This is a genomic window from Stenotrophomonas sp. 85239_Sma, from assembly GCF_056481725.1.
In genome coordinates, this window is record NZ_CM151163.1 from 3,432,951 (window position 1) to 3,459,842 (window position 26,892).

26 protein-coding genes are annotated in these 26,892 nt (G+C 63.2%); 7 read left to right on the forward strand and 19 right to left on the reverse strand.

What is annotated here, in order from left to right:
* Nucleotides 1–53 precede the first annotated feature (53 nt).
* Nucleotides 54–533 carry a hotdog fold domain-containing protein gene (locus ACYKG1_RS16025; RefSeq protein ID WP_478470898.1) on the forward strand — a complete coding sequence of 160 codons (480 nt, stop codon included), beginning with the start codon at nt 54–56 and terminating at the stop codon, nt 531–533.
* 27 nt (nt 534–560) lie between these two features.
* Nucleotides 561–944 carry a hypothetical protein gene (locus ACYKG1_RS16030; protein ID WP_232289652.1) on the forward strand — a complete coding sequence of 128 codons (384 nt, stop codon included), beginning with the start codon at nt 561–563 and terminating at the stop codon, nt 942–944.
* Between the two features lie 29 nt (nt 945–973).
* Here ACYKG1_RS16030 and ACYKG1_RS16035 read toward each other — a convergent pair whose 3' ends face one another.
* The 3 genes from ACYKG1_RS16035 to ACYKG1_RS16045 form a co-directional block, all read right to left on the reverse strand.
* Complete coding sequence (locus tag ACYKG1_RS16035) at nt 974–1,321, reverse strand: DUF1304 domain-containing protein (protein ID WP_014038168.1); 348 nt, start codon at nt 1,319–1,321, stop codon at nt 974–976.
* Between the two features lie 34 nt (nt 1,322–1,355).
* Nucleotides 1,356–2,279, reverse strand: coding sequence for a hypothetical protein (locus ACYKG1_RS16040; RefSeq protein ID WP_099562610.1), 924 nt, complete (start codon nt 2,277–2,279; stop codon nt 1,356–1,358).
* 79 nt (nt 2,280–2,358) lie between these two features.
* On the reverse strand, nt 2,359–3,687 hold the full coding sequence (locus ACYKG1_RS16045) for an NTP/NDP exchange transporter (RefSeq protein WP_262227546.1): 1,329 nt from the start codon (nt 3,685–3,687) through the stop codon (nt 2,359–2,361).
* Nucleotides 3,688–3,972: 285 nt separating this feature from the next.
* On the opposite strand from ACYKG1_RS16045, the gene ACYKG1_RS16050 reads away from it, so the two are divergent.
* On the forward strand, nt 3,973–5,373 hold the full coding sequence (locus ACYKG1_RS16050; RefSeq protein ID WP_478470899.1) for a serine hydrolase domain-containing protein: 1,401 nt from the start codon (nt 3,973–3,975) through the stop codon (nt 5,371–5,373).
* 223 nt (nt 5,374–5,596) lie between these two features.
* Complete coding sequence (locus tag ACYKG1_RS16055; RefSeq protein WP_478470900.1) at nt 5,597–6,232, forward strand: LysR substrate-binding domain-containing protein; 636 nt, start codon at nt 5,597–5,599, stop codon at nt 6,230–6,232.
* 264 nt (nt 6,233–6,496) lie between these two features.
* Here ACYKG1_RS16055 and ACYKG1_RS16060 read toward each other — a convergent pair whose 3' ends face one another.
* The 16 genes from ACYKG1_RS16060 to ACYKG1_RS16135 form a co-directional block, all read right to left on the reverse strand.
* Nucleotides 6,497–6,739 (reverse strand): DUF2274 domain-containing protein, encoded by a 243-nt coding sequence (locus tag ACYKG1_RS16060; protein ID WP_004883121.1) that lies wholly within the window; start codon nt 6,737–6,739, stop codon nt 6,497–6,499.
* A complete protein-coding gene (locus ACYKG1_RS16065) occupies nt 6,736–8,016 on the reverse strand; it encodes a TraB/TrbI/VirB10 family type IV secretion system protein (RefSeq protein WP_004883119.1) in 1,281 nt (426 codons plus the stop codon). The genes ACYKG1_RS16060 and ACYKG1_RS16065 overlap by 4 nt, the downstream gene beginning before the upstream one ends.
* 2 nt (nt 8,017–8,018) lie before the next feature.
* Complete coding sequence (gene trbG / locus ACYKG1_RS16070) at nt 8,019–9,011, reverse strand: P-type conjugative transfer protein TrbG (RefSeq protein ID WP_004883112.1); 993 nt, start codon at nt 9,009–9,011, stop codon at nt 8,019–8,021.
* A complete protein-coding gene (trbF, locus tag ACYKG1_RS16075; protein WP_004883108.1) occupies nt 9,008–9,712 on the reverse strand; it encodes a conjugal transfer protein TrbF in 705 nt (234 codons plus the stop codon). The genes trbG and trbF overlap by 4 nt, the downstream gene beginning before the upstream one ends.
* A 29-nt stretch (nt 9,713–9,741) precedes the next feature.
* Entirely contained in the window at nt 9,742–11,106 is a 1,365-nt protein-coding gene (trbL, locus tag ACYKG1_RS16080) for a P-type conjugative transfer protein TrbL (protein ID WP_004883106.1), read from the reverse strand.
* Nucleotides 11,103–11,429: a hypothetical protein gene (locus ACYKG1_RS16085; protein ID WP_004883103.1), complete on the reverse strand. Its 327-nt coding sequence runs from the start codon at nt 11,427–11,429 to the stop codon at nt 11,103–11,105. The genes trbL and ACYKG1_RS16085 overlap by 4 nt, the downstream gene beginning before the upstream one ends.
* Nucleotides 11,430–11,441: 12 nt before the next feature.
* Nucleotides 11,442–12,179, reverse strand: a complete 738-nt coding sequence (gene trbJ, locus ACYKG1_RS16090) for a P-type conjugative transfer protein TrbJ (protein ID WP_004883101.1) — start codon at nt 12,177–12,179, stop codon at nt 11,442–11,444.
* Nucleotides 12,176–14,626 carry a conjugal transfer protein TrbE gene (trbE, locus tag ACYKG1_RS16095; RefSeq protein ID WP_004883099.1) on the reverse strand — a complete coding sequence of 817 codons (2,451 nt, stop codon included), beginning with the start codon at nt 14,624–14,626 and terminating at the stop codon, nt 12,176–12,178. The genes trbJ and trbE overlap by 4 nt, the downstream gene beginning before the upstream one ends.
* Nucleotides 14,627–14,637: 11 nt before the next feature.
* A complete protein-coding gene (locus ACYKG1_RS16100) occupies nt 14,638–14,910 on the reverse strand; it encodes a VirB3 family type IV secretion system protein (RefSeq protein WP_004883097.1) in 273 nt (90 codons plus the stop codon).
* Nucleotides 14,907–15,290, reverse strand: coding sequence for a TrbC/VirB2 family type IV secretion system protein (locus ACYKG1_RS16105; protein ID WP_004883090.1), 384 nt, complete (start codon nt 15,288–15,290; stop codon nt 14,907–14,909). Before ACYKG1_RS16105 ends, ACYKG1_RS16100 begins: the two co-directional genes overlap by 4 nt.
* Entirely contained in the window at nt 15,287–16,354 is a 1,068-nt protein-coding gene (trbB, locus tag ACYKG1_RS16110) for a P-type conjugative transfer ATPase TrbB (RefSeq protein ID WP_004883088.1), read from the reverse strand. The genes ACYKG1_RS16105 and trbB overlap by 4 nt, the downstream gene beginning before the upstream one ends.
* A complete protein-coding gene (locus ACYKG1_RS16115; protein ID WP_004883086.1) occupies nt 16,351–16,815 on the reverse strand; it encodes a ribbon-helix-helix protein, CopG family in 465 nt (154 codons plus the stop codon). Before ACYKG1_RS16115 ends, trbB begins: the two co-directional genes overlap by 4 nt.
* Complete coding sequence (locus tag ACYKG1_RS16120) at nt 16,812–18,827, reverse strand: conjugal transfer protein TraG (RefSeq protein WP_004883083.1); 2,016 nt, start codon at nt 18,825–18,827, stop codon at nt 16,812–16,814. The genes ACYKG1_RS16115 and ACYKG1_RS16120 overlap by 4 nt, the downstream gene beginning before the upstream one ends.
* Nucleotides 18,828–19,109: 282 nt before the next feature.
* Nucleotides 19,110–19,385 carry an EexN family lipoprotein gene (locus ACYKG1_RS16125; RefSeq protein WP_004883082.1) on the reverse strand — a complete coding sequence of 92 codons (276 nt, stop codon included), beginning with the start codon at nt 19,383–19,385 and terminating at the stop codon, nt 19,110–19,112.
* Complete coding sequence (locus ACYKG1_RS16130) at nt 19,382–20,326, reverse strand: LysR family transcriptional regulator (RefSeq protein ID WP_004883081.1); 945 nt, start codon at nt 20,324–20,326, stop codon at nt 19,382–19,384. Before ACYKG1_RS16130 ends, ACYKG1_RS16125 begins: the two co-directional genes overlap by 4 nt.
* Before the next feature lie 74 nt (nt 20,327–20,400).
* Nucleotides 20,401–21,825 (reverse strand): efflux transporter outer membrane subunit, encoded by a 1,425-nt coding sequence (locus ACYKG1_RS16135; protein WP_028699135.1) that lies wholly within the window; start codon nt 21,823–21,825, stop codon nt 20,401–20,403.
* A gap of 109 nt (nt 21,826–21,934) precedes the next feature.
* Between ACYKG1_RS16135 and ACYKG1_RS16140 the strand changes: the two genes are divergently transcribed.
* The 3 genes from ACYKG1_RS16140 to ACYKG1_RS16150 are packed head-to-tail and all read left to right on the forward strand — an operon-like array spanning nt 21,935 to nt 26,875.
* Complete coding sequence (locus ACYKG1_RS16140; protein ID WP_028699136.1) at nt 21,935–22,570, forward strand: TetR/AcrR family transcriptional regulator; 636 nt, start codon at nt 21,935–21,937, stop codon at nt 22,568–22,570.
* Nucleotides 22,570–23,736, forward strand: a complete 1,167-nt coding sequence (locus ACYKG1_RS16145) for an efflux RND transporter periplasmic adaptor subunit (RefSeq protein WP_023123862.1) — start codon at nt 22,570–22,572, stop codon at nt 23,734–23,736. The genes ACYKG1_RS16140 and ACYKG1_RS16145 overlap by 1 nt, the downstream gene beginning before the upstream one ends.
* Before the next feature lie 22 nt (nt 23,737–23,758).
* On the forward strand, nt 23,759–26,875 hold the full coding sequence (locus ACYKG1_RS16150) for an efflux RND transporter permease subunit (protein WP_004883075.1): 3,117 nt from the start codon (nt 23,759–23,761) through the stop codon (nt 26,873–26,875).
* Nucleotides 26,876–26,892: the final 17 nt, after the last annotated feature.

Sequence of the window (26,892 nt, forward strand, 5' to 3'; positions counted from 1 at the left end):
CGACGGCGGGCCTCGGCCCGCCGTCGCTTTATCCGCCGACCGGAATACCCCTCATGTCCACGCCCCTGCTTTCGCTCTACCGCCGCCTGCAGCGCTGGCCTGCCGGCAACTGGCTGTTCTCGCGCGCGGTGTGCTTCAAGGCGCCCTACTTCGCCAGCATCGCGCCCATCATCACCGCACTGGAGCCAGGCCGCTGCGAAGGCGTGATCCGCCAGCACCGCCGCATCAACAACCACATTGGCACGGTACATGCGATCGCGATGTGCAACCTGGCCGAACTGGTCGGCGGAGTGATGGTGGACGCCAGCCTGCCGGCAGACATGCGTTGGATCCCCAAGGGCATGGAAGTGAAATACCAGGCCAAGGCCTTGGGCACGTTGAAGGCCGTGGCGACGCCAATGTTGTCCATCGTCAGTGCTGCGGACGGCTACGACCTGCCGGTGGGGGTCAGCGTGACCGATGCGGCAGGGACCGAGGTGTTCCATGCGACCATCGCAATGTGGGTATCGCCGCGCCCTCCGCGCACAGGCTGATCAACCATGACAACCACAGAACTACTGGTGCGCCTGGCAGGCATTCACAGTCTGGGGTTTGCCGCCTTCCATCTGGCGTTCTGGCGGCTGTTCGGCTGGAAACGCGAGCTCGCCCAGCTCGGCACAGCCAACCGCGCGATCATGCAGATCCTCAATCTGCGCGTGATCTATGTGTTCCTGGGAATGGGGCTGATCGCGCTGATCTTTGCCCCGGACCTGGTCGACACTCGTCTGGGGGTGGTCCTGCTGGGCTTCATGGCGGTGTTCTGGGTGGGCCGCGCACTTGAACAATTCGTCTTCCTGCGCATCAACGACTGGCGCGTACACCTGCTGACGGGCCTGTTCGTGCTGGGTGCGGCACTGCATGCCGTGCCGATGTGGCTGGGCTTCATGCGCGCCATCAGCCGCTGAGCGGCGACGCCTGCCAGCACGCGCCGACTTCAGAGCGCTCGCAACACCAGCGCCAGGATCGCCGGCACCGCCTGGATCATGAAAATGCGGCGGCTCACGCTGTAGGCGCCATAGCACCCGGCCACCACCACGCAGGCCAGCGAGAACGTCACCAGCACCGGCTGATCGATCACCAGCCCCACCACGATGCCCGCCGCCAGGAAGCCGTTGTAGAGGCCCTGGTTGGCCGCCAGCACGCGCGTGGTCTCGGCCTTCTCCGGCGTGTTGCGGAAGGTCTTCAGGCCCAGCGGGCGGGTCCACAGGAACATTTCAAGCACCAGGAAGTACAGGTGCAGCACAGCGACCAGCACGGTCAGCAACAGGGCGATCACTTGCATATCAAATCCAGCCTCCAGATGGTGATGGTGATGGTCAACGCCGCATTTCTGCACCCTTGGGCGACCAACCTCTACGCGGTGTCCCATCAGGGTACGGAAGCGCCAAGGGCCCCGTCTCCACGACGGATAATGGCGAGGAGAGTTCCACACCTACTGGCTGGACCACCACTTTCCGCAGATGAACCCTTGGATGCTGCGACAACCGTTCCAGCATGTTCTCGTCAGAGCCGCGCCCTCCTGTTGCCCGAACGATCACCAACTGGATCCTGCGATAGCGACGCAGCAATTGGATGATGACATGGCAGCAATCACTGCAAGGGCGTCGCTCCGTAAAAAGATACAACACCCCCTCCATCCGCCTCCAATGGGAGAACCGGTAGAGCCGCCGAAGTGCCAGATCAAAGTAGTTGAGCAGCAGGAACTCCGAGTCGTGGTAGACCGATCGCTTGTGCGGGTACCCTGCACACTGATCGGCATGACGGAGTTGCTCCTCGCCTCCGCCAGGGCCCTGCCGCCTCTTCTGACCTCCCCTGCCGGCTCGAGACCCGCCTTTCAACCGCCCCGCGGTGAGTTGGGGAACAGCACTCAACCAGGCGTCTGGCTTCAGGTCATTGCTGCGGCGAAGGACGTTCAACTTTCCGTGTGTGGTGCGGGTAAGAACATCAAATTCCAGATCGCGTCGGGCTGCATCGACCACCCTCGCCAACGCTCGGGAGCTGGGGCCGATAACGTGCGGAAAGATGAGCCGACCGCCAAATCCACGCGCCGAGAAGTTCATCAGCCCGAGGTTGCCCTTGAGCCATCCTCCGACATCCTCCTCCTCATCAAGGGCGTTGGCGAAGAGCGTTCTCTCCAGGTTCCCATTTCGTAGCTGGCTGACCAGCTCCAGTACCGAAAACACCCATGCTTCCAACTGAGCCTCGTCCAGAACGTGGTCCTTCGCGCTCCCCTTGATCATCCCACTCTCCCCGAAACCAGACAATCAACAACCCTGCATGAGCCTATAGTTGCACGGCCTTCAAGCATCAATCGGCGCTCTATCGATCACGCGGCAGCTTCTTTTCTTCGCGCAGCACGCCGAACGCAGCCAGGGTCATGAAGCCGGCCACCAGCACGCCGCCGATGAACACCACATGCGAACCGAACAGGGTCAGCGCCTTGTGGATCCAGGTGAAGCCCAGGTCCGCGCCGCGGTACACCACCGTGTCGATCGCTGCGCCGGCCTTGTAGCGCCACTGCCGGTCCACGCGCGTGTAGATGGTCTCGCGCGCCGGCTTGGCCAGTGCGAATTCGCTGGCGCGGGTCATCACCTGCACCACCGCGACCATCAGCGGCATCGGCGAGGCCGCCAGCACCGAGAAGCCGATCAGGATCGCGAACCCCGGAATCAGCAGCGCCGGCGCGATGCCATGGCGCGACAGCAGCCAGCGGGTCAGGCCCACCTGCATCAGCAGCGCCAGCGCGTTCACCGCCAGGTCGATGCGCGAGAAGAACGCAGTACTGGCCGCCGGGTCGGTGAAGGCCGCACGCACGATGCTGGCCTGCTGGTTGTACAGCAGCGTGCCGACGCCCACGCCGAACACCACCATCACCGCCAGCCAGCGCAGCAGCGGCTCGCGCACGATCAATTTCAGGCCATCCAGCACGCTGCCGCCCATCGGCTTCTCGCCAGACACCAGTTGCTGCTCGCGTTCGCGCAGCACCGCCCAGTGCCGCAGCCGCCAGATGCACAGCAGGCACACGACCAGGAATGCTGCGGAGACCAGCATCAGGTTGGCGATGCCCACGCGCTGCACCAGCGCGCTGGTGAGCAACGGGCCGAGGAACGCGCCAACGGTACCGGCCGCACCGATGTAGCCGTAGTAGGCACGCGCCTGTGCGTTGGAGAACACGTCGGCCATGAAGCTCCAGAACACCGCCACCGCGAACAGGTTGAAGACCATCACCCAGAGGAAGAAGGCCATGCCCCGCCCTGGCACGTGACTGTCGAACAGTGCGTAGAACCCCAGCAGGGTGACGATGAAGAAGCCGTACACCACGGGAAGGAACACACGGCGTGGGAAGCGGCTGACCAGCCAGCCGTACACCGGCTGCAGCACCAGCATGATCACGAACACGCAGGAGAACAGGAACTGCAGGACGAAGTCCTTCAACGCGATGCCATGACTGGCGAACCAGGCGATCAGCACGGGCGGGAACACCGTTTCCAGGTCCGCCGAGGCGGCCATGGCCTCACGCACCGGGCGCAGCACGTAGTAGCCGCTGAGCAGGCAGAAGAAGTACAGGAACGACCACCACAGCGCCGGCGACTCGCGCAGTGCCGCCGTCAGGCCCTGCAGCGGCCCCTTCCCCCGTACCGCACTCACGCGGTGTCCCTCGCCTGAAGACGGCGGTTGGACAGCGGCATGGCAGGCTCCGGGGCGGTGAAGCGCGTACGTTAGCCAATGCACCGCAACATCGCCAGCGCGACCCGCCTTCCCTCCGGCAGATGAGCGCCGCGGCCGACCCCGGATGACATGTTCTGATACATGCATTCAAGGCGTCAAAATTCCAACTTTTTCAACGAGATGCGCATTCATCTTCGCTTTGTTTGTGCACAAGGGAAAAGCGGCGCTAGAATCGCCATCAGCAGTCGCGCACGGGTCCAACCGATGAAAAAGAACAGCCTGCGTCGTCCGATCCGTTCGGCGGCCACCGGTTTGCTGGGCATGTTGATGCCCGTTGCCTTGTCCACCACCGCGCAGACACCGCCGGCATTGCCGCCGATGCCGACCAACATCGAATCCGCAACGGCTCCCACCGTCGCCCACACCCAGCCGGCGGCCTACCGCACCGGTCTGGTGCCGCGCGTCCAGGCGCCGGCGGCTGGCTTCAACGTTGCCAACATCGAATCGATGGCGCAGCAGTTGACCTATGGCGAGCGCGTGCCAGGCATGGCGGTGGCGATCGTGCAGGGCGGCCGCATCCTCAGCGCGCGCGGCTATGGCGTCACCGACGTCAACAACCCGCTGCCGGTCGATGCGCACACCGTGTTCCGCCTGGCCTCGCTGTCCAAGGCCTTCGCCGGCACCATGGCCGGCCTGCTGGTCAACGACGGCACGCTGCGCTGGGACAGCAAGGTCACCGACTACGTGCCGGGCTTCCGCCTCAACTCGCCGGAAGCCACCGACCGCCTGACCGTGGCCGACGTGCTCAGCCATCGCGTCGGCCTGCCGTACAACGCCTACGACCGCGACATCGAAGGCAACGCCGAGTACTACTCGCTGACCCAGAAACTGGCCAACACCAGCCTGAAGTGCCTGCCGGGCGACTGCTACGCCTACCAGAACGTGGCCTTCAGCCTGATCGGCGACGTTGTCTATGCGGCCTCCGGCAGCTTCTACGAGCAGTCGGTCGAGCGCCGCATCTTCAAGCCGCTGGGCATGAATGATGCCAGCCTCGGCCTGGCCGGCATCCAGGCCAGCTCGCGCTGGGCGCGCCCGCACGTGCGGAGCCGCAACGGCTGGGTCTCGCTGACGCCGAAGCCGACCTACTACCGCGTTGCTCCGGCGGCTGGCGTCAATGCCAGCGCCAGCGACATGGCGCAGTGGCTGCTGGCCCACACCGGCCATCGCCCCGACGTGCTGCCGGCACCGCTGCTGGCCACCCTGCATTCGAGCCTGATCAACACGCCGGGCGAGATGCGTTCGGGCTGGCGCCGTGAGCGCCTGCACTCGGCCGGCTATGCATTGGGTTGGCGTACCTTCGACTACGCCGGCCACGACGTGGTGTTCCATGCCGGTGCCGTGCAGGGCTATCGCGGCCTGGTCGCGCTGGTGCCGGAACGCGATCTCGGCATCGCCATCATGTGGAACGGCGAAAGCAGCCTGCCCAGCGGACTGCTGCCGACCGTGCTTGATTCCGCGCTCGGCCTGCCGACACAGCGCTGGCTGGACGTGGACACCGACTTCGGCAGCGACAACCTGATGGCCGAGGGCGCGAGTCCGGCGCAGCAGGACAAGCGCAAGGGCAAGGGTGCTTCGAGCAACCGTGCGGTGGCATCGCCACGCTGATCTGGCGGGCTCGACCGTAGGCGCAAAGGGCGGCCTGCAGGCCGCCCTTTTTTGTTGGCATGTGTAGTCGGTGCAATCGCGTCCACCGTGATGCCCTGCCCGGCCACCTCCGACAATCCCTTGCTCCACAGGTGCAGTGCCGCCTTCGCCGCGGTGGCGGCATTCACCGCACGCGGTTCCATCGAGCCGCTGAATTGATCACCCGCTTCCATGCCGCGCCTGCATGCAGGGCAACAGCGCCTGGGTCAGCCATCGCCCGGCGGAGAAGTTCAGCGCGATCGCTTCCTCCCGGATACTGTCAGCGTCATCGACCGTGGTTGGCCGGGAGGGCGCCTGCGGCGGCGCCCAGGCACAGCACCCGCCTCTGGCACCGGCAGGCACGCTGCGTATCAGTGCACCGGTGATCTTCGGTACGCATGCGCTGGTACCGGCACTGGCCGAGTACAGGGCGCGTCATCCGGATGTCCGGGTCGAAGCCACGCTGGCGGGTCGTGTGCTCGACTTTGCCGGAGAGGGCTTCGAAGCGGCGCTGTGCATCGACAGCAGCGTGCTGGTGGCGCGTGCACTACCCGCCTATCGCCTGATGATGTGTGCCTCGCCGGGGTACCTGGCCAGGCATGGCACGCCACTCAGCGTACTGGCACGTGCCGGCCATCAATGCCGGTCGTTCGAACCGAGCGCACCTGCAAGTGGCGGCAGGCCGATGCTGGCAGGCTCGACCGTGTGCCCGACGACCGTTGCCACTCCACCCGCCTGTGCAGCTTCCTCGACGTCCTGGTGGAGCGCTTCCCGCCCCCGGCGCTGGCATTGCCCGCCGATACGCGGGCATAAAAAATGTCCGCAGTCAAGCGATTGTTGAAATCAGCCTGATGGCCGGAAGTCTATATGGGGTGCGGGTTTGGCTCTACTTCGGGCCGCCTTGCGGGGCTGTGGCGTTGTGGGCTGGGAGCCACATAGGAGCTTCGCGGTAGAAAGCCCGAGCGTGCTGCATCGGGGGCGGTTGCCTGCAGGCGGTAGCCGCGTTTGGTCTTCATAGCCCAATCGGTCGCCGTCCTCCAGAATGAAGAACGCGCAGCCTTGGGCTGCGCGTTTGAGGGATGGCCGCCAGCGGAAACCGGCATCATCAGCTTGGCTTCGGCGGCGCGGCCTTGCCCGCGCCTCCCTTCCTGAATCCCCGATCTCCGACCATGAAGGCTTCTAGCATGTGCGGAATTAGCACCGTGGCATCGACCGCCTCGCCGTAGGTCTGCGCGTGCAGCGTAGCGTAGCGGTCGAGGTCGGCTTTCAGGCTGGCCGGGCAAGCAAAAGTCAGCTTCGTGGATTCCGTTTTCGGCAGCGGCCCGAGCCGTAGCTTGCGCGTCGTCATCGCGAAGTCCCCCTGTTGAAGAAAAGTGGCTGGTACGGCCGCAGCACCAGATCGCGGTTGACGATGATGCGAACCGGCAAGCCGGGGCGCTCCGTCAAGGTGGGCTGGATGTTGAGGTTGCGCCGGGTCATCTCCTGACCGACCTGATTGATGCTGTCCTGGGCGCTATCGCGGCCGGCGATGATGACGCGATCACCGTCCTGCCGGTTCTCCGGCGCAGCCAGTTCGGCACCGATGCCCAGTAGCGTCGTCAGTGCCGCACCGGCAAAGACGCGATCCCAATGCCAATCCACATCATCTTCCAAGCCGGCGTAGCCGGCCGGATCGGTGCCGGCCAAGTTGTCGAGCTTGAGCGAAGACGTGTCGGGCAGGATGATCCGGTTCCACACCACTTGCACGCGGCTCTGCCCGTAGCTGACCTGGCTGTTGTATTTGCCCAGGATGCGTGACCCCTGCGGGATCAGCAGGAACTTGCCGGTAGCCGTGTCATAGACCGGCTCCGTCACTGTGGCGATCACATCGCCCGGCAAGTCCGACTTGATGCCCGTCACCAGCGCCCCGGCGACCACCGTTCCGGCCATGACCTGATACGGCGACGCCGGCAGCGTCAGGTTGCCGGAATCACGGGCTTCCGTGGTTCCGGCTTTCTGGAATGCCTCTTTCTGGTCTTGCCGGTTCTGCACGGCGGTCGGGTCGGCGGGCTGGGCCGCCGTCGACGCAGGCCCGGCCGCCAGCGGGTCGAAGGCCGCATTGGCGGTGAAGCCCGGCGCAGCGGCTACCTGTGTCTGCGCCACCGGCGCGGCCTTCTGCGAACCAGAGCGGAAGAACACCGCCGATGCCGCTGCTGCTTCGGCTTCCTTGCGCAACGCGTCGTTGGGGTCGTTGCCGGGGGCCGCGTAGGCGGCCGTCACCGGCTGCTGCGACTTCACAATGGCCGGGCCAAGATCGCCTGGCAGCGGCGGCCCCAACTCCGGCACGGATGCCGCCAAGGGGGGCGGCAGCTTCGAGTAGTCCGCCGGCAGCGCGTCCAACCCTTCGGACTTCGAGACGCGATCGACGTTGTAAAGCTCGGTCTGCTCGCCTGCACCGCGCCGCTGCGGTTGCAGCGACCACATCAGCGCGCCGAGCACAGCGACCGAGAGACCGCCGACGAGGATGGCCAGCGTGCGCCGGTTCAGGCGCGTGACCGGGCGCGGTTGGGCGCGCAGCGCAACTGCCTCGGGTGCCACCTTGCCCGCATGCGGCGTGGCGAGGTCGGGAGTGTCGTCCTGGCTCATGGTCAGTTCCTCCGCGCCAAGCCATCCGTGCGTTCGATACGCACCACGTCACCCTTGTCGCCGCCCAGGCGCAGTTCGGCCGCGCCGAACAGCCGATCCACGATGTAGTAAGGCGAGCGAAAACGGTAATTCACCAGTTGTCCGTCGCCCTGCGCGCCGATGACGAACAGCGGTGGCAGCTCGCCTTGGGCGATTCCCGGCGGGAACTGGATATAGACCTTCTCGCCATCGTCGAAGGCGCGCAGCGGCTTCCACGGCGGATTGCTGCCTGAGACGGAATATCGGAAGCGGATCTTCTCCAGCGACAGTCCGGTATCGACCGGTGCGGCGGCGCTAGCCGCCTGCGACTGGCGCTGCAAGGCCAACATCCGGTCTTTTGGGTAGTCCCAGGACACCGACGCCATCCATGCCTTTTCCGTCGAGGTCAGTTCCAGCAGGTATGTTCTGCGACTGGTGGTGATGACCAAATTCGTCTTGAGGCCTGAGCGGATGGGCTTGACCAGCACATTGATGCGCATCGCGTCGCCGCTGCCGCTGGACGTGTCACCGACGATCCAGCGCACGGTATCGCCGGCTGCGACCGTCACTAGTTCCTCGCCCGGCTGCAAGGAAACCACGGTCACGCGTCCCGGCGCGGCATAGACTTGGTAGAGCGCACCATCGGTGAAGGGCCACACCTGAATCGCATTGACGTAGCCCTCGCGCGTGGGCGCGATGCGCGCCTCGGCATTGGCACGGGAAACGCGCACCTTCTCATCGGCCGGCTCCGGCTTAGCCGGGGCCGCGTCCAACTCGTGCAGCGGCTTCAACTGCGCTGGCAGCGCCAGCGGCTCGGGCATGGCGACGACTTCCACTGGAGCAGGCGGCTCCGGCAGCGGCTGTGCCTGCACCGGCTCATCGAGCGAAATGGACGGAGGCGGCTTGCCCTGCGAAGCGCAGCCCGACAGGGCCACCACGGTCAGCGCGAAAGCGTATAAGCGGAAAGACAGGTTCATGGCTTGGCTCCTTCAGAAGAATCCAGTTCGCGGCTCCACGACAGGCCGTTGACGTAGATACCCAGCGGGTTCTTGCGCAGGCGCTGTTCGGTGCGCGGGGTTTGCAGGACGGTGGAAAGCACCGCGTTCCATCGCTCGGTCCCGGCGGGGGCACCGTTGATGAACCGTTGCTCCGTCCAACGGACGTTGAACGAGGCATCGCTGGCGCGTACCACGCTGGTGATCTGCACCGTCACCGACTCGCGGCCAACACGGGCGAAAGGATCGTTCTTGCTGGCGTAGTCGTTGAGCACCGCCGCGCCTTTGTCGGTGGTGTAGTCGTAGGCGTCCAGCCAGTTTTGCCGCACCACGATGGGATCGATAGACAGCGAGCGCACCAGCGTCACGAAGCGCGCCAGGTGGTGCGCGATCTGCGCATCGGCGGGCCGGTACGGCGTGGCGGCTTCGCCGACGGCGCGCACCTGCCCCGACTGATCGACCTCGATGACGTAAGGGGTGACGATGGACTGCGCCGAGCGCCACACCAGGCCACCGGCCATCAGCAGCGCAAGCGTGAGGCAGCCGAAGGCCATAAAACGCCAGTTCTTGGCCTGGACGCGGGCCGAGCCGATGCGCTCGTCCCACACCTGCGCGGCGGATTGGTACGGGGTGGCAGGCTGCGGCGTGTCGGCATAGCGCACCTGCGGGCGTTTGAATCGCATAGGGTTCTCCTTGGTGGTCAGGTATCGGGTCACGCATCGGGGCGCAGGCTTGGGCCTTGCCCTGAGCCGCCGCCGTCGCCACTGCGCAGCGTGTGGGCTGCGGTGGTTGCGGCATGGGTGATCTGCTGGCGGCGGTGCATCCGCTTTGCCCAGGCGGGTTGCTCTTGCTTCGGCGCGCTGGCTGCGCCTTCGCCTGCGGCGGCCTGGCCGGAACCGGCAGCGCCGACATCCGCACCGTTCCATCCTGCCCGGAAGGAGTCGGCCACCTTCTGACCGGCAGCGGAAGCGCCCGATGCAGCTCGGCGGCCTGCCGCTTGCGCGCCGGTCTTGGCGACATTGCCGAGGCCCGCAGCCGCGCCTTTAGCCCCGCCGCCCGCAGCGGCGGAACCGGCCTGGAATGCGGACTTGGCGCTGCTGGCCGCCGACGTGGCGGCGCGTGCGCCGCTCCCGGCCAGCTTTGCGGCGGCCGGGGCCATGCGTGCGCCCGCCATGACGGCACCGCCCACGCCGGTCGCGGCGGCACCGATGGCAACACCCGTGCCTACCGCGCCGACGGCAGCGCCCGCCATCGCACCCGCGCCGAGCTGCGGCGCACCGGACACAAGGCCCGTGGCGATGCCGGGGCCGAAGATGCCCAGCGCCAGCAAGGCAAGCGAAGCCAGCATCACGACAAGCGCATGGTCGATGGAAGGCTCGTCGGGATGAACCTGGAACTCCGCGAACAGGCCCGAGCCGATGCCGACGATTACCGCCAGCACCAAGACCTTGATGCCTGACGAAACCACATTGCCGAGCACCTTTTCCGCGAGGAACGAGGTTTTGTTCCAGAGCGCAAACGGGATCAAGACGAAGCCGGCAAGCGTGGTCAGCTTGAACTCGATCAACGTGATGAAAAGCTGAACCGCGAGCACGAAGAAACAGAGGATCACCACCAGCCAAGCGATGAACAGCACCACGATGGGGTCGAGGTTCACGAACACTTCGGGGAAGCCGGCCATGTCACCGATCTGGTCGAGGATCGGCGCAGCGGCGTCGATGCCGGTCTTGGCAAGCCGACCCGGCTGCAAGAAGTTCTCCATCGTTATGGCCGAGCCAGTGGCGGTGATGCCTAGCCCGGCGAACGAGCGGAACACGATGCTCGACAGCCAATTGAAGTTACCGATGATGTAGGCGAAGGCACCGACGTAAAGCACCTTGCGCAGCAGCTTGGCGATCACGTCCTCGCCCTGGCCGGTCGCATGGCTCATGGCCCAATACAGACCGGCAATGGTCATGTCGATGACAATGAGAGTGGCCGTCAGGAACGCGACTTCGCCTTGCAGCAGACCGAAACCGGAGTCGATGTAGCGCGAGAAGGTATCGAGGAATCTGTCGATGATCGTTACGTCGTTCATGGCGTGTCCTCCGCAGCGGCGAGCGACGCATCACCTTCCGGCGCGTCGTCGGTTGGCGTGTCGAAACTCGCCGGAATCGGCGGCAGTTCTGCCAGCGTCCGGTATTCGTCCGGCCCAGTCTGGCCGGTGAAGAAGCGCCGCCGGAAGGCTTCGGCAGCGGCGCGACAGGTGTCTTCGCCTGCGGTTTGCCGGTCGGCTGCGCATTGGGCGCGCAGCGCCTTGAGCCGCACGGGATCGGCGGCCAAGGTGGCGGTCAGGTCTTCAGCCGGCTGCTGGCCGCATGCGGTCAGCAGCACGGCCAGCAGGACAGGAACGCATCGCATGGCCGCCTCCCGTCAGTTGTTGTAGAAGTTGACGGACTGCGGTGTGTACGGCGTGCCGGTGCCCAGGAAGCGCCGCCGCACTTCGCGGGCGCGCTCGGTGGCCGCTGCCTGCCGCGCCAGCTCCAGCGAGGCCGCCCTGTCTTGTGTGATCTGGAGCTGCTGGGCCTGGATGGACTGCTTGGCCTGCAAGGCGAGAAGCTGGTTCGTTGCCTGCATCGCTTGCAGCGCACCCGTGGCCGATTGGCTTTGGCTCACGAGGTCGGCCAGCGCGCTTTCGTCTTGCGTCAGGTTCTGCGACACCTGCGCCTGCATCCGCATCGCGGTGTGCAGGCCGTCGAGCGTGTTCTTCCAGCGTTCGCGTGCGTCCTGTGCCATGCGGTCGCCGCTGATGGTGGCGGCGTACTGCTCCGGGTACAGGCGCGAGAACGTGGCATCCATGCTCTGCACGTCGTAGGCCAGCCCTTGCGCCTCGGCAATCAGGCGTTCAGTCGTGGCGAGCGTCGAGCGCAGCCGGTTGACGATGTTGAAGTCGAGATTCGCCAGGTTGCGCGCCTGGTTCATCAACATCTGCGCTTCGTTCTGGAGCTGGTTGATCTGGTTGTTGATCTGCTCCAGCGTGCGGATGGCAGTCAGCGTGTTCTGCACCAAGTTGACGGGATCAACGAAAGTGAGCGCCGCCGCTGGCTGAGCGAGCATCAGCGAGCCGGCCAGCGCGGCGGCGAGCGAAACGGAAAGTACACGGGTCTTCATGGCGAAATCTCCAGGGGTTGAGTAGCGAGGAAAGAAGCCGCCGACGGCGAGGACGGCAGCAGGTCGGCGGCCCAATCGAGGCCGCGATGGCGTAGCCACGCACCGGCGAAGCCGGGAGCGCCGGCCTGCGTCAGCACTCGGTCAATGTCGCGTTGGTCTTGCGGTGTGGATGCGCCCGAGAAGGCGAGCGCGGCTGGCCCCAGGTCGAGGTCGAACAGACGATTGCCCAGGCGCGATTGGTAGTAGTAGTCGCGCTTGGGCTGCGCGGTGGCGACGATTTCGATTTGCCGACTGTTGAGGCCAAAGCCCTCGTAGACCGTGCGAATCTGCGGCTCGGTCGCCTGCGGGTTGGGCAAGAAAATCCGGCTCGCGCAGCTTTCGATGATCGCGGGCGCGATGGTCGAATCCTTGATGTCGGCAAGCGACTGCGTGGCGAAGATCACCGACACGTTTTTCTTGCGCAGAGTTTTCAACCATTGCCGGATGCGTGCCGCGAAGGACGGTTCATCAAGGAATAGCCAGGCTTCATCGAGAATCAGCAGCGTGGGAGCACCGTCGAAACGTGCATCGAAGCGGGCGAACAAGTAGCGCAGCACCGCTTGCACGGCGGCGGGGCTGTGCATTAGCTCTTCCATCTCAAAGCCCTGCACGTCGCCGCTGCCGAGCCGGTCGCGGTCGGCATCCAGTAGCTTGCCGTGCGCGCCGCCCAGCACATACGGCGACAATGCCTGCCGCAGCGCGTTCGATTGCAGCAGCACCGAAAGCCCGGTCATCGTGCGCTGCTCCACCGGCGCACCAGCGAGGCTGCCGAGCGCCGACCAAATGGCGGCTTTCTCGTCGGGGCCGACGGTCACGCCTTCATGCAGCAGGCGGCCTTCGATCCACTCGGCGGCCCAGGTGCGATAGCCTTCGCTGTCGATACGGGCCAAGGGCTGAAAGGCAATGGCGCCGTCCGCGCCGAGGTCGTAGTGTTCGCCGCCCAGGCCCAGCACCGTCGCCCGCATGGATCGCCCCATGTCGAAGGCGAAGATGCGCGAGCCGCCATAGCGGCGGAACTGCAAGGCGAGCATCGCCAGCAGGACAGATTTTCCCATGCCCGTCGGCCCCGCGACCAGCGTATGCCCCACGTCGCCGATGTGCGTCACCAGCCGGAACGGCGTCGCGCCATCCGTGCGCGTGACGATCAGCGGCGGGCCGTCGAGATGGGCGTTTTTCTCCGGCCCAGCCCACACGGCGGACACCGGCATCATGTGCGCCAGATTCAGCGTCGAGACGATGGGCTGGCGCACGTTGGCATAGGCATTGCCTGGTATGGACGACAGCCACGCATCGACTGCATTTAAGGTTTCGGGGATGGTGACGAAGCCACGTCCTTGGATGACACGTTCCACCATGCGCAGCTTTTCGTCGGCTACGGCAGGGTCGTCATCGAACACCGTCACCGTGGCGGTGAGGTAGCCGAAGGCGACTTGATCGCTGCCAAGCTCTTGCAAGGCGGCATCCGCGTCGGCCGCCTTGTTGCTGGCATCCGTGTCCACCAGCGGCGATTCCTGCTGGAAGATGGTTTCGCGCAGTAGCGCAATGACATTCTTCCGTTTCGCAAACCACTGGCGACGCAGGCGGCCCAGCTCCTTTTCCGCCTCGGCTTTATCGAGGCAGAGAAACCGGGTACTCCAGCGATAGGCAAAGCCCAGGCGATTGAGGTCGTCCAGCAGGCCCGGCCAGGTCGAGGTCGGAAAGCCCCGCACCGACACCACGCGCAGATGCTGGTCACCCAGCATGGGCGCAAGGCCGCCGACTAGGGCGGAATCGGCCAGCAGTGCGTCGAGGTGGAAAGGCACCTCGGGCACGGCCAGCCGGTAGCGCCGCGTGGACACCGTGGCGTGAAGATAAGTCAGCGTCGCGGCATCGTCCAACCAGACGATTTCTGGCATCACGCCATCGAGCAGGTCGAAAACCCGATCCGTTTCTGCCAGGAAGGCGTCAAGCCGACCGCGCCAGTCCACACCATCGCCCGGCGCGTGCTCGTAGAGCAGCTTGGCTGCACGAGCGCGGGATTCCTCCGGCGGCAGATAGGCTAGCGTCAGGTGATAGCTGCTTTCGTAGTGGTTCCCCGATTCCTCAAAGGCAGCGCGGCGTTCTTCGTCCACCAGCCAGGACAGCGGTTCGGGAAAGTCGGAATGCGGATAGTCCGCGGCCGACTGGCGCTCGGCTTCCACGAACAGCGCCCAGCCCGAACCCAGCCGGCGCAACGCGTTGTTTAGCCGTGCCGTCGTGGCGATCAATTCGCCCTGCGTGGCGCTGTCCAGATCAGGCCCGCGAAAGCGCGCCGTGCGCTGAAACGAGCCATCCTTGTTCAGCACCACGCCCGGCGCGATCAGCCCAGCCCAGGGAAGCCAGTCGGCCAGCAAGGCGGGCCGCTGGCGGTATTCGGCAAGGTTAAGCATGGCGGCGTCTCCTACACGTCCAGCAGCGGCTTGTGCTTGATGTGCCGGGCGAAGACCTGCATGAACTGCGGATCGACCCTCGCGCCCCACACGGCCAGCGAGTGACCGACGATCCAGAGCACTACGCCAGGAATCCAGAGTTGCAGGCCCAGCCCGACGGCAGCGGCTAGCGTGCCGTTGGCAATCGCCACCGTGCGCGGTGCGCCGCCCATCAAGAGCGGCTCGGTCAGCGAGCGATGTAGCGGCACCTCGAAGCCGGCCGCGAAGCTATCCGGGCCACTCATACGACAGCCCCGCCGGAGAAGCTGAAGAACGACAGGAAGAACGAGGACGCGGCGAACGCGATGCTCAAACCGAACACGATCTGGATCAGCTTGCGAAAGCCGCCCGACGTGTCGCCGAAGGCGAGCGCGAGGCCCGTGGCGATGATGATGATGACCGCGACGATGCGTGCCACCGGCCCCTGAATCGACTCCAGAATGGATTGCAGCGGGCCTTCCCATGGCATCGAGGAGCCGGATGCCTTCGCCGTGCCCGCCGTCATCAGCATGACTGCGGCCAGCAGCAGGCCGTGGTGCGCGGGGCCGGCCAGCCGCCGCAGGCGTGCGATGGTTGAAACCGGATTTACGGAATTACGGAAAGCGTGAACGTGCATCTGCGTCATGGCAGTTCTCCAGGTAGGTCAAGGGACGAGGAAGGCGCAGCGGCATCGGCTGCGAGAGGAACCGGCATCAGCTCGGGAAACGGTGTTTCCAGCGCGTCCGCCAGGCGATAGCCGGTGCCGTCGAAACCGACGACACGGGCGATGCTTTCGACGCGGCGCTTGCGGCCACGCCCGGCGATGTGGATCACGACGTTGACCGCCTCGGCGATCAGCGCACGCGGTGGGTTCACCGCCACTTCAAGAATCAACTGTTCGAGGCGCAGCAGCGCGCCCAGCGCGGAACCGGCGTGGATGGTGGCGATGCCGCCGGGGTGGCCGGTGCCCCACACCTTAACCAAGTCCAGGGCTTCGCCGCCGCGTACCTCGCCGACGATCACGCGGTCGGGGCGCAGGCGCATCGTGGCCCGCACCAGCTCGGTCATAGACACGACGCCAGCGCGGGTGCGCAGCGGCACATGGTCGCGGGCTGCGCATTGCAGCTCGATGGTGTCTTCGAGCACAAGCACGCGGTCGCCCGTGGCGGCGATCTCCGCAAGCAAGGCATTGGCGAGTGTGGTTTTGCCGCTGCTCGTCGCCCCGGCGATCAGGATGTTCTGGCGCTCACGCACGGCGCGGCGCAGGAACTCGGCCTGGCCTGTGGTCAAGATGCCGTCGGCCACATAGCGATCCAGCCCGATGATGCTCACGGCGCGCTTGCGCAGCGCGAAGGCTGGGCCGGGCGCTGCGGGCGGCAAGATGCCCTCGAACCGCTCGCCGGTTTCGGGCAGCTCGGCGGTCAGCAGCGGCCGCCCGCGATGCACCTCTGCGCCGACGTGCGCAGCCACCAGCCGGATGATGCGTTCGCCATCGTCTTGGGACAGCTCCACGCCCAGCGGCATGCGGCCCGATGACAACCGATCCACCCATAGGGTGCGGTCGGGGTTGAGCATGATTTCCACCACGTCGGGGTCGGCCAGCGCAGCGGCGATGACTGGCCCCATTGCCGTGCGCAGCATCTGGATACGGCGATCCAGAGAGGTTGCGGCGGATGAGAGTTCGGGCGGGGTTTGCGGAATGGCGCTCATGAGGCACGCTCCTGCGCTTCAGCCAGTGCCTCCGCGTCATCCATTCGCGCCGGGTCTGGGTGCAGTTCTTCCACAACGTCGCGCACCAGGCTGCGGCCACGCAGCAGGTGGCGGCCGAGCCGCTCCACGAATTGCTCGAAACGCGCTTTGCCTTGGGCGCGAGCTGCGTCCTGATGGGCTTCGGGAATCGGGGTGCTGACGGTCAGGAAGTAGCGGATGAACAGCGCCAGTGTTTCGATCTGGATGTTCTGGTCGCGCTCCATGCGCTCGGCCTGCCGCGACAGGCGATCGAGCCGCTTGGCGATGGCCGCCTCGCGCTGGTCGCCAGCATCGGGCGATAGCCACGACGCGAGCGCCGCCGCGACAATGGACGACTTGGACACGCCTTTCTTGGCGGCCAGTTCTTCGAGACGCTTGGCGTGCTCGGGCTGAATGAACAGATTGAGGCGGTATTGGCTCATAAGTCGATTCCGTCGTTGGGGTCGAGGGAAGCCAGCCGGGCCGTGCGCTGCATGGCCGGGTCGAGCTGGCCGGGAAGCGGCAGCGGCAGGTCGTCGTCGTCATCGAGCAGAGTCAGGTCATGGCCGGCGAGCAGCGGTTCGGGGCTGTATTCGCTGACTTCGGATAGCTCCGGCTGTCGGCGTGGGCCGCCGTCATCGGCGGTGCCTGTGCCATCGCCGGACAGGCCCGCAGCCCGGACCGTTGACACGGCTGGGATCGATAGGCCGCTCCAGTCGTCGGGCCGGGCCGGTGGCGCGTCCGCGTATTGCCCGGCCGCGAGCACAGGCGGCGGTAAAACGCGGTTCTTGAAATTCGCGTCGGCGTAGTAGCGCAGCTTCTTGGCCTTGATCGGTGCCACGCTGGACACCATCACCACAGCTTCCTCAGTCGGAAGCTGCATCACTTCACCGGGCGTCAGTAGCGGGCGGGCCGTCTCCTGCCGCGACACCATGAGGTGCCCCAGCCACGGTGCCAATCTGTGCCCGGCATAGTTGCGCTGCGCGCGCAGTTCGGTAGCGGTGCCAAGCGTTTCGGAGATCCGTTTCGCAGTGCGTTCATCGTTGGTGGCGAACGTCACGCGGACATGGCAGTTATCCAGAATCGAATGGTTCTGGCCGTAGGCTTTGTCGATCTGGTTGAGCGATTGGGCGATAAGAAAACTGCGGATTCCGTAGCCCGCCATGAAGGCAAGCGCCGTCTCGAAGAAGTCCAGGCGGCCCAGCGCCGGGAACTCATCGAGCATCAGCAGCAGCTTGTGGCGGCGTTCGATGCCGTCGCTGCCGTCGAGCGATTCGGTGAGCCGTCGGCCGATCTGGTTGAGGATCAGGCGAATGAGCGGTTTCGTCCGCGAAATATCCGAAGGTGGCACTACCAGATAAAGCGACACCGGATGCTCGGACGCGATCAGGTCGGCGATACGCCAGTCGCAGCGCGAGGTGACTTCGGCCACCGTGGGGTCGCGGTAGAGGCCCAGGAACGACATGGCGGTGCTCAACACGCCGGAACGCTCGTTGTCCGACTTGTTGAGCACTTCGCGCGCCGCCGAAGCGACGACTGGATGCGGGCCACCACCTTCCACGTTCACGAGGTGCTGTGTGGTCATCATCCGGTGCAAGGTCAGCTCGAAGGGGCTGGCCGGATCGGAGAGGAAATTGGCGACGCCGCGCAGCGTCTTGTCCTCGCCCGCGTAGAGCACATGCAGGATGGCCCCGACCAGCAGCGCGTGCGAAGTCTTCTCCCAATGGTTGCGCTTCTCAAGCGCGCCTTCTGGATCGACCAGAATGTCGGCTATGTTCTGTACGTCACGCACTTCATGTGCGCCGCGCCGAACTTCTAGCAGCGGGTTGTAGGCCGCCGACTTCGCATCGGTCGGATTGAACAGCAGGCAGTGTGAGTAGCGTGAGCGCCAACCTGCGGTGATCTGCCAATTCTCGCCCTTGATGTCGTGGACTACGGCGGATGCAGGCCAAGAAAGCAGCGTCGGCACCACAAGGCCGACGCCTTTGCCTGAGCGCGTGGGCGCGAAAGTGAGGATGTGTTCCGGGCCTTCATGCCGAAGGTACTTGCCATCGTGCTGACCGAGGAACACGCCGATCGGCTGCGTAAGGCCGGCTTTGCGAATGTCCTCCGTACTTGCCCAGCGTGCCGAGCCATAGGTCGTGACTAGGCGTGATTGACGAGAGCGCCAGATCGACATGCAGACTGCGACCACCACCGCCAGCAAGCCACTGCCACCCGCTATGGCACCGCCCGTGTCGAAAACGCGTGGCGCGTAGGCATCGAAGAAGAACCACCACTCAAACAGCTTCCACGGGAGGTAGATCGGTGTGCCGAGGAAATCAAACCAGGGGGAGCCAAGGCGTACCTGATAGCCAAGGGCTGCTGCCGTCCATTGTGTGGCGCCCCACACACCCGCGATCACGATGCCGAATACCACGGCTATCTGACCGAACAGCACATTCGTACCTTGCATAGCCCCGCCTCCAATCTCTCCTACGCTGATTCCCTTGGGAAACGCGGCTTAGAAATGTGCCGCAGGCGTCAGGATCGGTGCTGGCTTAGTGCCGGTCAAAGACCGTTTGGGGCAGAAAGGTCGATAAGAAAGAATGAATTCGCGCTGTGTCTAGCCAGGGAGTGACTCCGTAAGCGCCGGCGAATATCAGCGTGCCGAACAGAAGATTCAGGCAGACTAGCGAATTGCTGAATTGCTGAATTGCTGAATTGCTGAATTGCTGAATTGCTGAATTGCTGAATTTCAGAATTTGGGGGATTCTTTGGGCGGTGTGTATGGCGTTTTTCCGTCACCGTAGAACCGCTTACGTGTTGCCTCCGCTACCCGGTTGCAAAGCAGTTCGCCCAAAGTAGGCCGATCCGTCTTGCATTGCTGGCGCAACTTCTTGAGCTGTTCCGGGTCTGCCACCAGCTCTTCTACTGTCGGGGTTTTCTTTTCTGCACTAGTGGCTTTGTGCGGTTTATCAGATTGACCGCATGCGACTAGCATTGCAGCGACGAGCGTGATGGCGAGTCTCATGGCATCAATTCCTCCGGAAGATCGGGATTTCGGCTTTTTGTTGACCTGAGAAACTCTGGCAATTCGATGGCCTGTACTCGCTGAATGAAGCGCGCAAGCTCGTCAAACGGATCGCCTTCAAGTCTGAGTAGATAGGTCGTCAAAGGTGGTACGCGTGTCGAAAGCGGCCTCGCCACGACTCCTGGCTCTCGGGAGGCTGCAATGTGTGCAGCCCCTGTAAGTCCGAGTGCAAAACCGGCAGATACCAACGCCATCATCAGGTCGAAAGTGGTAACCCGCTCGGCAACTAGAGGCTGCATTTCAGCCCGGCTAAGTACTCGCTCAATGTGCTTGGCGTGGCCCTCGCACACTTGAGGATCAGATAGCACTAGCGGGTAGCGCAGCAGTTCATCCAATGGAATTCGCTTAAGAGCCAGCAACGGATGCCGAGCTGGCAGCGCCACCATAAGCGTGTCAGTCCACGCGGGAAGTGCGACGATTCCATCACCTACGTCGTCGGACTGTGCAAAGCCGACGTCATACAGGTCGTCGTGCAATCCTTTGATTTGTTGGGATAGTGGCACCTCAAAAAAGCGAATCTCAACCTCGGGCTCCTCCTCGCGACACAACGCCAATAGGGCTGGTAAGCACAGTAGTGTTGCGCCGTCTGACAAGGCGACGCGGAGTTGTCCATGAAAGCCATTTTTTGCTGCCTTCACGCAGTCCCGCGCCTGTTGCAAGGATGCGAACACCCGAGGTGCGTGCTCCATGAGCATCAACCCAGCTCGTGTCAAACGCGTGCTTCTCGTGTTCCGAATAAAGAGCTGTGCTCCTAACTCCTCTTCGAGTTCTTTGATCGTGCGAGACAGTGGGGACTGCTCAATATGCAGTTTCGCAGCGGCGCGAGCGAAGTGAAGTTCCTCGGCGAGCGCCATAAAACAACGTAGATGTCGAATTTCCATGCGTCCCCTACTAATCGTCGATCTATTCAGTATTTAAAACTCGCTGCCATGCTGCGTTCTTCCAACTCAAGGACTCAGGGTGAAGATTGCAGATTCACATGCTCTGGCGAACCAGAAAGCGCTTTAGCGAGAACACCCCATTGCACGGCTGCGTCGGCGCGAGCACGGACCAGAGCCGCTCGCTGGGACAAGGTGCCACGCTCCGCTTCTGCAACAACGGTCGCATCCACCTGTCCCGCCTCAAAGAGGCGTCGACTGCGGTCAAGGAGTCGATCAGCGACGACAAGACCATCGACCTGATGCTGCAGAGAAGTCCGCTGGGTCTGCCAGCCCAGATAAGCGTTCTCCACATCCTGAAGCGCAAGCAAAACCGTGCGTTCCAGGTCAGCCTGTGCGCCGCGACTGCGTGCTGAGCCCTCGTCGATTCCCGCTTGTATTGCTCCACCGTCAAAGATCGGAAGCGTCACACCCAAGCCCAGAGAGAAAATGTTCCCTGCCACACGTGTTCCGTTGTTCTCGAAGCGTTGGCGCCCACCACTCAAATCGAGCACAAGTTTGGGGAACCGCTCGCCTTCTGCTGCGTTCCATCGCGCCGTCGCCGCTGCAAGACGCGCCTGCGCGGCTCTGACGTCGGGGCGCTGCTGCAGCAATTCGCCTGGCACGCTTCTGGGAGTCCAATCGGGCATGGTGAGAGAGGCAAGCGCAGGACCGCTGCCAAGCGCCCCCGGAATCCGGCCAACGAGCACATCCAAGGCATGCGTTGCTTCGCCGCGTACGCGTCGCAACTGCTCTTGCTCCACCCGGAGGGCGATGACCTCGGAACGCGTGCGTTCAATGTCAAAGCCCGTAGCTTGACCTGCCTTGAACTTCTGCTCTGTCAGACGCTCAAGGCGCTCGGCGACTTGAAGTCGCTCTTTTGCCAGATCTTCCAGCTCTGCCGCCTGCCGCTGCTGCAGTGCAGCGGACACTGTCTCAAAGGCGATCTGCCAACGTGTCGCGAACCAGTTCTGTTCGACAGCAACTGCGTCCATCCGTGCGCCATCAGCGGCATGCGAGAGGCGGCCCGCTAGATCAACTTCCCATGAAGCCGACAGCGGAAGCCTGGCATCGCTGCTGATGGTCGGTGCCAAAGAAAAGTCGCGCGCGCGCGTTGCTTGGGGCGTGAGCGCCAAGCTAGGGAACATTGAAGCGCGTGTACGTCGGGTGATCGCCACAGCTTCATCAATCCGCGCTCTTGCAATAGCGAGATCGGTGTTGTGCTCCAGCGCGTTGCGCACCAGCGCGTCAATCAGCGGATCACCGTACGCCGTCCACCACTCGGCCGGGAGTGCTTGTGCTGGCACCTGCTGCACAGCCAGACCCGCTTCGTTCATGAATTTGGCCGGAACCTCAACGCGTGATGTCTCCACCCTGTGAGGCGAGTGGCTGCACGCGGCGAGAAGCGTGATCGATAGGAATGCAACAGCAGTAAGGCCGCGGCGGGCGTAGGGATCGGACATGTTGAGCCACTAGGTTGTGAATTGAGGAGGCCGTCTTGACGGGCATAGTTCATGGCGTGTACTATACCGTCCAGACGGTTCAAAAATCAAGCATCTTTGGAGTTTCACCATGGCAACTCGTATGAAATCAAGCCCAGAGGAGTCGCATTCGGCGGACAACGGCGCTGAAGCCCCCTCCATCTCTAAGAAAGCGCAACAAACACGGGAGCGCATCCTTCAAGCTGCGCGTGACGTAGTCATGGAGGGAGGTGCCGGGCACCTAACGCTTGACGCGGTCGTTGCACGGGCAGGAATGAGCAAAGGTGCGTTCCTGTACCACTTCGAGACCAAGCGCGATCTGCTCCTCACGATGATTGATGACCAGGTCTCGGCGTTTGATGGCGGGCAGGAAGAGCGAGAGCTGCCATTCGTCGGCGATCCAGACCCTTGGCTATCCAGCCAGGTCTCGGCTATGCCTGACGGCGGGATGCAAAAGATGAGCGCTGCATTGCTGGCGGCCGTGGCTGAAGACCCCACGCTGCTTGAGCCTGTGCGCGGCTGGTACCGCAGGCAGTACGAGAACGCGAGCAAATCTCCACGCGGCACCGATATCGCCGGAATCGTTCTATTTGCCTTGGACGGAGTCTTCCTCGCCGAAATGATGGGTTTTCCGACGTTTGCTGCCGAAGACCTTTCTCGACTCATGCACACCCTCCAGGCGCTCGCCCGCGGCGAACTGGAACTCACCCCTATTGATAAACGCTGATGAAAGGCCTTCCCGTGTCTTGCACTCCCTTTAAATCCCAGTCCTGGCAAATGCAGAAAGTCGGCCTCGCGTTTGTTCTGCTCGCATCGCTTGCCGGCTGTGGTAGTCAGAAGGAGCCTGCTTCCGATCCACCGCGAGCGGTCAAGCTGCTCACGGTGGGGGATGTAGGTTCTGTGGCCAATCGCATTGAATTGAGTGGTCTAGCTCGCTCCAGTGAGCGGAGTACCTTGGGGTTCGAGACTGGCGGGCGTATCAGCAAGCTTCATGTGGACGTGGGAGATCGCTTCTCTCGCGGACAGCTTCTGGCTGAGTTGGATGTTCAGCCCGAGCAACTCCGCCTAGAACAGGCTCGGGCGACACTCGCTGCTGCGGAAGCCGCATTGGCAGACAGAATCGTGCAGACAACGCAGCAAAGGGGGCTGCTTGAGGGCAACGTAATCTCCCCGGCTGCATTCGAGAGTGTGAAAGCACAGTTGGTTGCAGCTGAAGGCCAGGTGCGCAATGCAAAGGCCGCATTCGGCCTTGCCGAGCGTGCGCGAAGGGGGGCCGCCATTCATGCGCCATTCGACGGCGTCGTCGCGGAGAAACTCGCTCTGCCGTTCACAGATATTGCAGCCGGAGCGCCGGTGCTTCAAGTGGATGGACTACGCAGCGGCGTAGAAGTCCTTGCGACTGCATCGACGACCCAGGCGGCAAATATCAAAATTGGGCAGGTCGCCGAACTGCGCCTGAGCGAGTCAGCAAGTCCCGTTCGTGCTTCGGTACAACGCATCGGCTTGCGTGCTGAAAATGGCTCACTTTTACCTGTCGTGCTCGTTCCTCAAGATGCTACTCTTGCGCGCAGTCTTCGACCCGGGTCTGCCGTTCAAGTATTGCTGAAGGCACCGGAAGCGAAGGATGCCTCACCAGATCGTCTGATGCTTCCCTATTCGGCACTGGTGCTCAGTGAGAAAGCAGGACAAGCCGCAGTGTTTGTATATGACGTGACCGGAAAGAAGGTGCACCGCCGGGAAGTGCAATTCCAGAGCGAGCCAGGCGGCGACAACGTTCGCGTTGTGGGCGGCCTGAAGCGCGGCGAGATGGTAGTCGCGGCTGGCGCGAGTTGGCTGACGAACGAGCAACAAGTCACCCCACTCAAGGCCACGACCCAATTGGCCGGACGCTGACCCGCTACAGGAAGACTTCGCTATGAAGATCACAGAAATGGCGCTGCGCGCCAGCAGACTCACCTACCTTGCCGCGGTCATCATTCTTGTTGCCGGCATTGCCACGTTTCTCAATTTCCCTTCGCAGGAAGAGCCATCGGTCACGATTCGAGATGCGGTTGTTGCCGTTCTGAACCCTGGAATGCCAGCCGAACGTGTTGAGCAGTTGATCGCGCGTCCGATCGAGGAGCGTTTGCGGGAGCTGGCCGAGGTCAAGCGTGTAACCACAACCGTTCGCGCGGGCGGGGCCGTCATACAGGTCACGATCTGGGAGCGGTACACCGACCTAGCCCCCATATGGCAGCGCGTTCGCGCGAAGGTTGCCGATGCTCAGCCTCTGCTTCCACAGGGTACGTTGGGGCCATTTGTCAACGACGACTTCGGCCGTGTTGCCGTGGCCTCCATTGCGGTGACCGCGCCGGGCTACTCCATGGGCGAAATGCGTGTGTCGTTGAAAGAGATGCGCGATCGCCTATACGCGCTTCCCGGCGTTGATCGCATCAGCTTCTACGGCTTGCAGGAAGAGCGCGTCTATCTCGAATTTGATCGACCAAAACTAGCCCAGCTTGGATTGACCCCACAAGGGGTGATCGATCAACTCGTTAAACAAAACGTCGTGCTTTCAGGCGGGCAAATCGCCATCGGTGGCATCAACGCTTCGCTGGCTGTTAGTGGAGAGGTTCGCGACGCCGCCTCGCTGCGCGCGTTGCCGATCATGATGGCGCAAGCTCAGGGTGCGCGCGGTGCTTCGCCTGCTCCTTCAATCTCACTGGGAGAGCTTGCGCGCGTGCAGGTACAACCTGCAGATCCTCCCGAGTCTGCTGCAGTCTATAAGGGCCAGCCTGCCGTAGTGATGGCAGTGTCCATGACCTCGGGCCAGAACGTGGAGCAATTCGGCGTAGCCCTCAAATCCCGTGTGGCCGAGCTTGAGAAACTTCTGCCCGCAGGTTTCGAGCTCTCCTATGTGACATTCCAGGCAGACGTCGTCAAACGTGAAATGGGCAAGATGAACCAGGTGATGATCGAAACGATTGTCATCGTGCTCGGCGTCGTCGTCCTTTTCCTGGGATGGCGCACAGGATTCATCGTCGGGATGATCGTGCCGCTTACCATTCTGGGGGCACTGATCGTGATGCGCGCGCTGAACATCGAGCTGCAAAGTGTTTCGATGGCAGCCATCATCATCGCTTTGGGGCTCTTGGTAGACAACGGCATCGTGATTGCCGAAGACATTGAACGGCGCTTGGCAGCCGGTGAAGACCGCAAACAGGCTTGTCTCGAAGCGGGTCGTACCCTCGCACTGCCGCTGCTGACGTCCTCATTGGTTATCGTCATCGCCTTCTCCCCGTTCTTCTTCGGCCAGAGTGCGACGAGTGAGTATCTGCGCTCTCTCGTCATTGTCCTCGCGCTCACGTTACTCGGATCTTGGCTGTTGTGTCTGACCGTCACTCCACTGCTGTGCTACCACTTCACCAAAGTGCATCATCAACCGGCGAATGACGCGCAAACCTACAACACACGCTTCTATCGCGGCTATCGCAAGTTGCTTGAGTGGGTGCTTGACCACAAGGCGATCTACGTTGGTGTGATGACGGGTGCATTGGCCGTAGCTCTGTACGGATTCACGACACTGCCATACGACTTCTTGCCGAAGTCCGACCGAGTTCAATTCCAAATACCGGTGCAGCTCGCCCCTGGAACGGATTCACGGCTCACTCTTGCCAAAGTGAAGGAAGTGAGCGGCTGGCTCGGTGATCAAGAAATCAACCCCGAAATCACGGATCACATTGGCTACGTCGCTGACGGTGGGCCGCGCTTCATCCTTGGGCTCAATCCCCCATTGCCAGCATCGAACATCGCGTACTTTGTCGTGACGGTCAAGGCAGGCACCAACATTGACGTCGTGATTGCCCGAACTCGGGCTTACTTCGCGCAGCATCATGGAGATGTACGCGCAGAGCCTCAGCGGTTCTCGCTAGGCACTACCGAAGCCGGCACAGCCGTCTACCGGGTCAGTGGGCCGGATCATGAGGTGCTGATGAATGCGGCGGCGAAAATTGAGTCCGCGCTACGGGAGCTGCCAGGTACGGCCAACATCAAGAACAACTGGGATACCCGTGTCGGCCGTCTCGATGTTCGGGTCGATCAAGATCGTGCGCGACGTGCTGGCGTCACCACCGACGACATAGCTGCCTGGCTTGGCACCCGCTACATCGGCCAGTCGATCTCTGTGATCCGAGATGGCGATACCAGCGTGCCAATCGTGATGCGCGGGACGTCCAATGATCGGCGCAGCACTGCGGACGTTGGTTCGACGACCATCTATCCAGCGTCGGGTGGCCAGCCGGTTTCCCTGGCGCAAGTGGCCGATGTCACGCTCGCTAGCGAGCCGTCTGTGATCCAGCGCCGCAATCTCATTCGTACAGTCACAGTTCAGGGGCAGAACACCGCATACACCGCGCAAGAGATCGTGGATCACCTCGCACCTCGGATCGCCGCAATTGAACTACCTGCAGGCTATGCCATAGAGCTTGGTGGAGAAATTGAGGAATCGGCTGAATCGAATGCATCGCTCACGCACTACATGCCGTTCGCTCTTCTGGCGATGTTGCTGCTATTCATCTGGCAGTTCAACTCCTTCCGCAAGCTGATCGTGATTCTCGCAACGATTCCCTTCACGTTGATTGGGGTCGTGATTGCACTGAAGGCAACAGGCACTCCTTTCAGCTTCATGGCGACATTCGGGGTGCTTGCGCTGTTCGGAATCATCGTCAACAACGCCGTTCTTCTGCTCGAACAAATTGAACACGGCCTCTCGGAAGGTCTCGCCCGACATGAAGCCCTGGTGGGAGCTGCGATGCAGCGGCTGCGTCCAATCGTGATGACCAAGGTGACCTGTATCGCGGGTCTCGTGCCCCTGATGTTGTTTGCGGGGCCGCTGTGGAAGGGCATGGCCATCGGCATGATCGGTGGTCTCGCACTTGGCACGCTCGTGACGCTTGGCCTGATTCCGTTGCTCTACGAGGTGCTGTTCGGAATGAAGTGGCCGGGCAGCAAACGGAGTCACGAGGCGGTACAACAACCAGTGCAACCGGTCTGATCCCTCAGCGTAACTGT

Coding starts and splice junctions, on each gene's coding strand:
- ACYKG1_RS16025 (WP_478470898.1), top strand. CDS start 54: ATGTCCACGCCCCTGCTTTCGCTCTACCGCCGCCTGCAGCGCTGGCCT.
- trbB (WP_004883088.1), bottom strand. CDS start 16,354: ATGAGCGCCATTCCGCAAACCCCGCCCGAACTCTCATCCGCCGCAACC.
- ACYKG1_RS16150 (WP_004883075.1), top strand. CDS start 23,759: ATGAAGATCACAGAAATGGCGCTGCGCGCCAGCAGACTCACCTACCTT.
- ACYKG1_RS16055 (WP_478470900.1), top strand. CDS start 5,597: ATGCAGGGCAACAGCGCCTGGGTCAGCCATCGCCCGGCGGAGAAGTTC.
- ACYKG1_RS16040 (WP_099562610.1), bottom strand. CDS start 2,279: ATGATCAAGGGGAGCGCGAAGGACCACGTTCTGGACGAGGCTCAGTTG.
- ACYKG1_RS16140 (WP_028699136.1), top strand. CDS start 21,935: ATGGCAACTCGTATGAAATCAAGCCCAGAGGAGTCGCATTCGGCGGAC.
- trbG (WP_004883112.1), bottom strand. CDS start 9,011: ATGAACCTGTCTTTCCGCTTATACGCTTTCGCGCTGACCGTGGTGGCC.
- ACYKG1_RS16130 (WP_004883081.1), bottom strand. CDS start 20,326: ATGGAAATTCGACATCTACGTTGTTTTATGGCGCTCGCCGAGGAACTT.
- ACYKG1_RS16050 (WP_478470899.1), top strand. CDS start 3,973: ATGAAAAAGAACAGCCTGCGTCGTCCGATCCGTTCGGCGGCCACCGGT.
- ACYKG1_RS16105 (WP_004883090.1), bottom strand. CDS start 15,290: ATGACGCAGATGCACGTTCACGCTTTCCGTAATTCCGTAAATCCGGTT.
- ACYKG1_RS16125 (WP_004883082.1), bottom strand. CDS start 19,385: ATGAGACTCGCCATCACGCTCGTCGCTGCAATGCTAGTCGCATGCGGT.
- trbL (WP_004883106.1), bottom strand. CDS start 11,106: ATGAACGACGTAACGATCATCGACAGATTCCTCGATACCTTCTCGCGC.
- ACYKG1_RS16145 (WP_023123862.1), top strand. CDS start 22,570: ATGAAAGGCCTTCCCGTGTCTTGCACTCCCTTTAAATCCCAGTCCTGG.
- ACYKG1_RS16060 (WP_004883121.1), bottom strand. CDS start 6,739: ATGACGACGCGCAAGCTACGGCTCGGGCCGCTGCCGAAAACGGAATCC.
- ACYKG1_RS16065 (WP_004883119.1), bottom strand. CDS start 8,016: ATGAGCCAGGACGACACTCCCGACCTCGCCACGCCGCATGCGGGCAAG.
- ACYKG1_RS16035 (WP_014038168.1), bottom strand. CDS start 1,321: ATGCAAGTGATCGCCCTGTTGCTGACCGTGCTGGTCGCTGTGCTGCAC.
- ACYKG1_RS16135 (WP_028699135.1), bottom strand. CDS start 21,825: ATGTCCGATCCCTACGCCCGCCGCGGCCTTACTGCTGTTGCATTCCTA.
- trbE (WP_004883099.1), bottom strand. CDS start 14,626: ATGCTTAACCTTGCCGAATACCGCCAGCGGCCCGCCTTGCTGGCCGAC.
- ACYKG1_RS16100 (WP_004883097.1), bottom strand. CDS start 14,910: ATGAGTGGCCCGGATAGCTTCGCGGCCGGCTTCGAGGTGCCGCTACAT.
- ACYKG1_RS16115 (WP_004883086.1), bottom strand. CDS start 16,815: ATGAGCCAATACCGCCTCAATCTGTTCATTCAGCCCGAGCACGCCAAG.
- ACYKG1_RS16085 (WP_004883103.1), bottom strand. CDS start 11,429: ATGCGATGCGTTCCTGTCCTGCTGGCCGTGCTGCTGACCGCATGCGGC.
- trbJ (WP_004883101.1), bottom strand. CDS start 12,179: ATGAAGACCCGTGTACTTTCCGTTTCGCTCGCCGCCGCGCTGGCCGGC.
- ACYKG1_RS16120 (WP_004883083.1), bottom strand. CDS start 18,827: ATGCAAGGTACGAATGTGCTGTTCGGTCAGATAGCCGTGGTATTCGGC.
- trbF (WP_004883108.1), bottom strand. CDS start 9,712: ATGCGATTCAAACGCCCGCAGGTGCGCTATGCCGACACGCCGCAGCCT.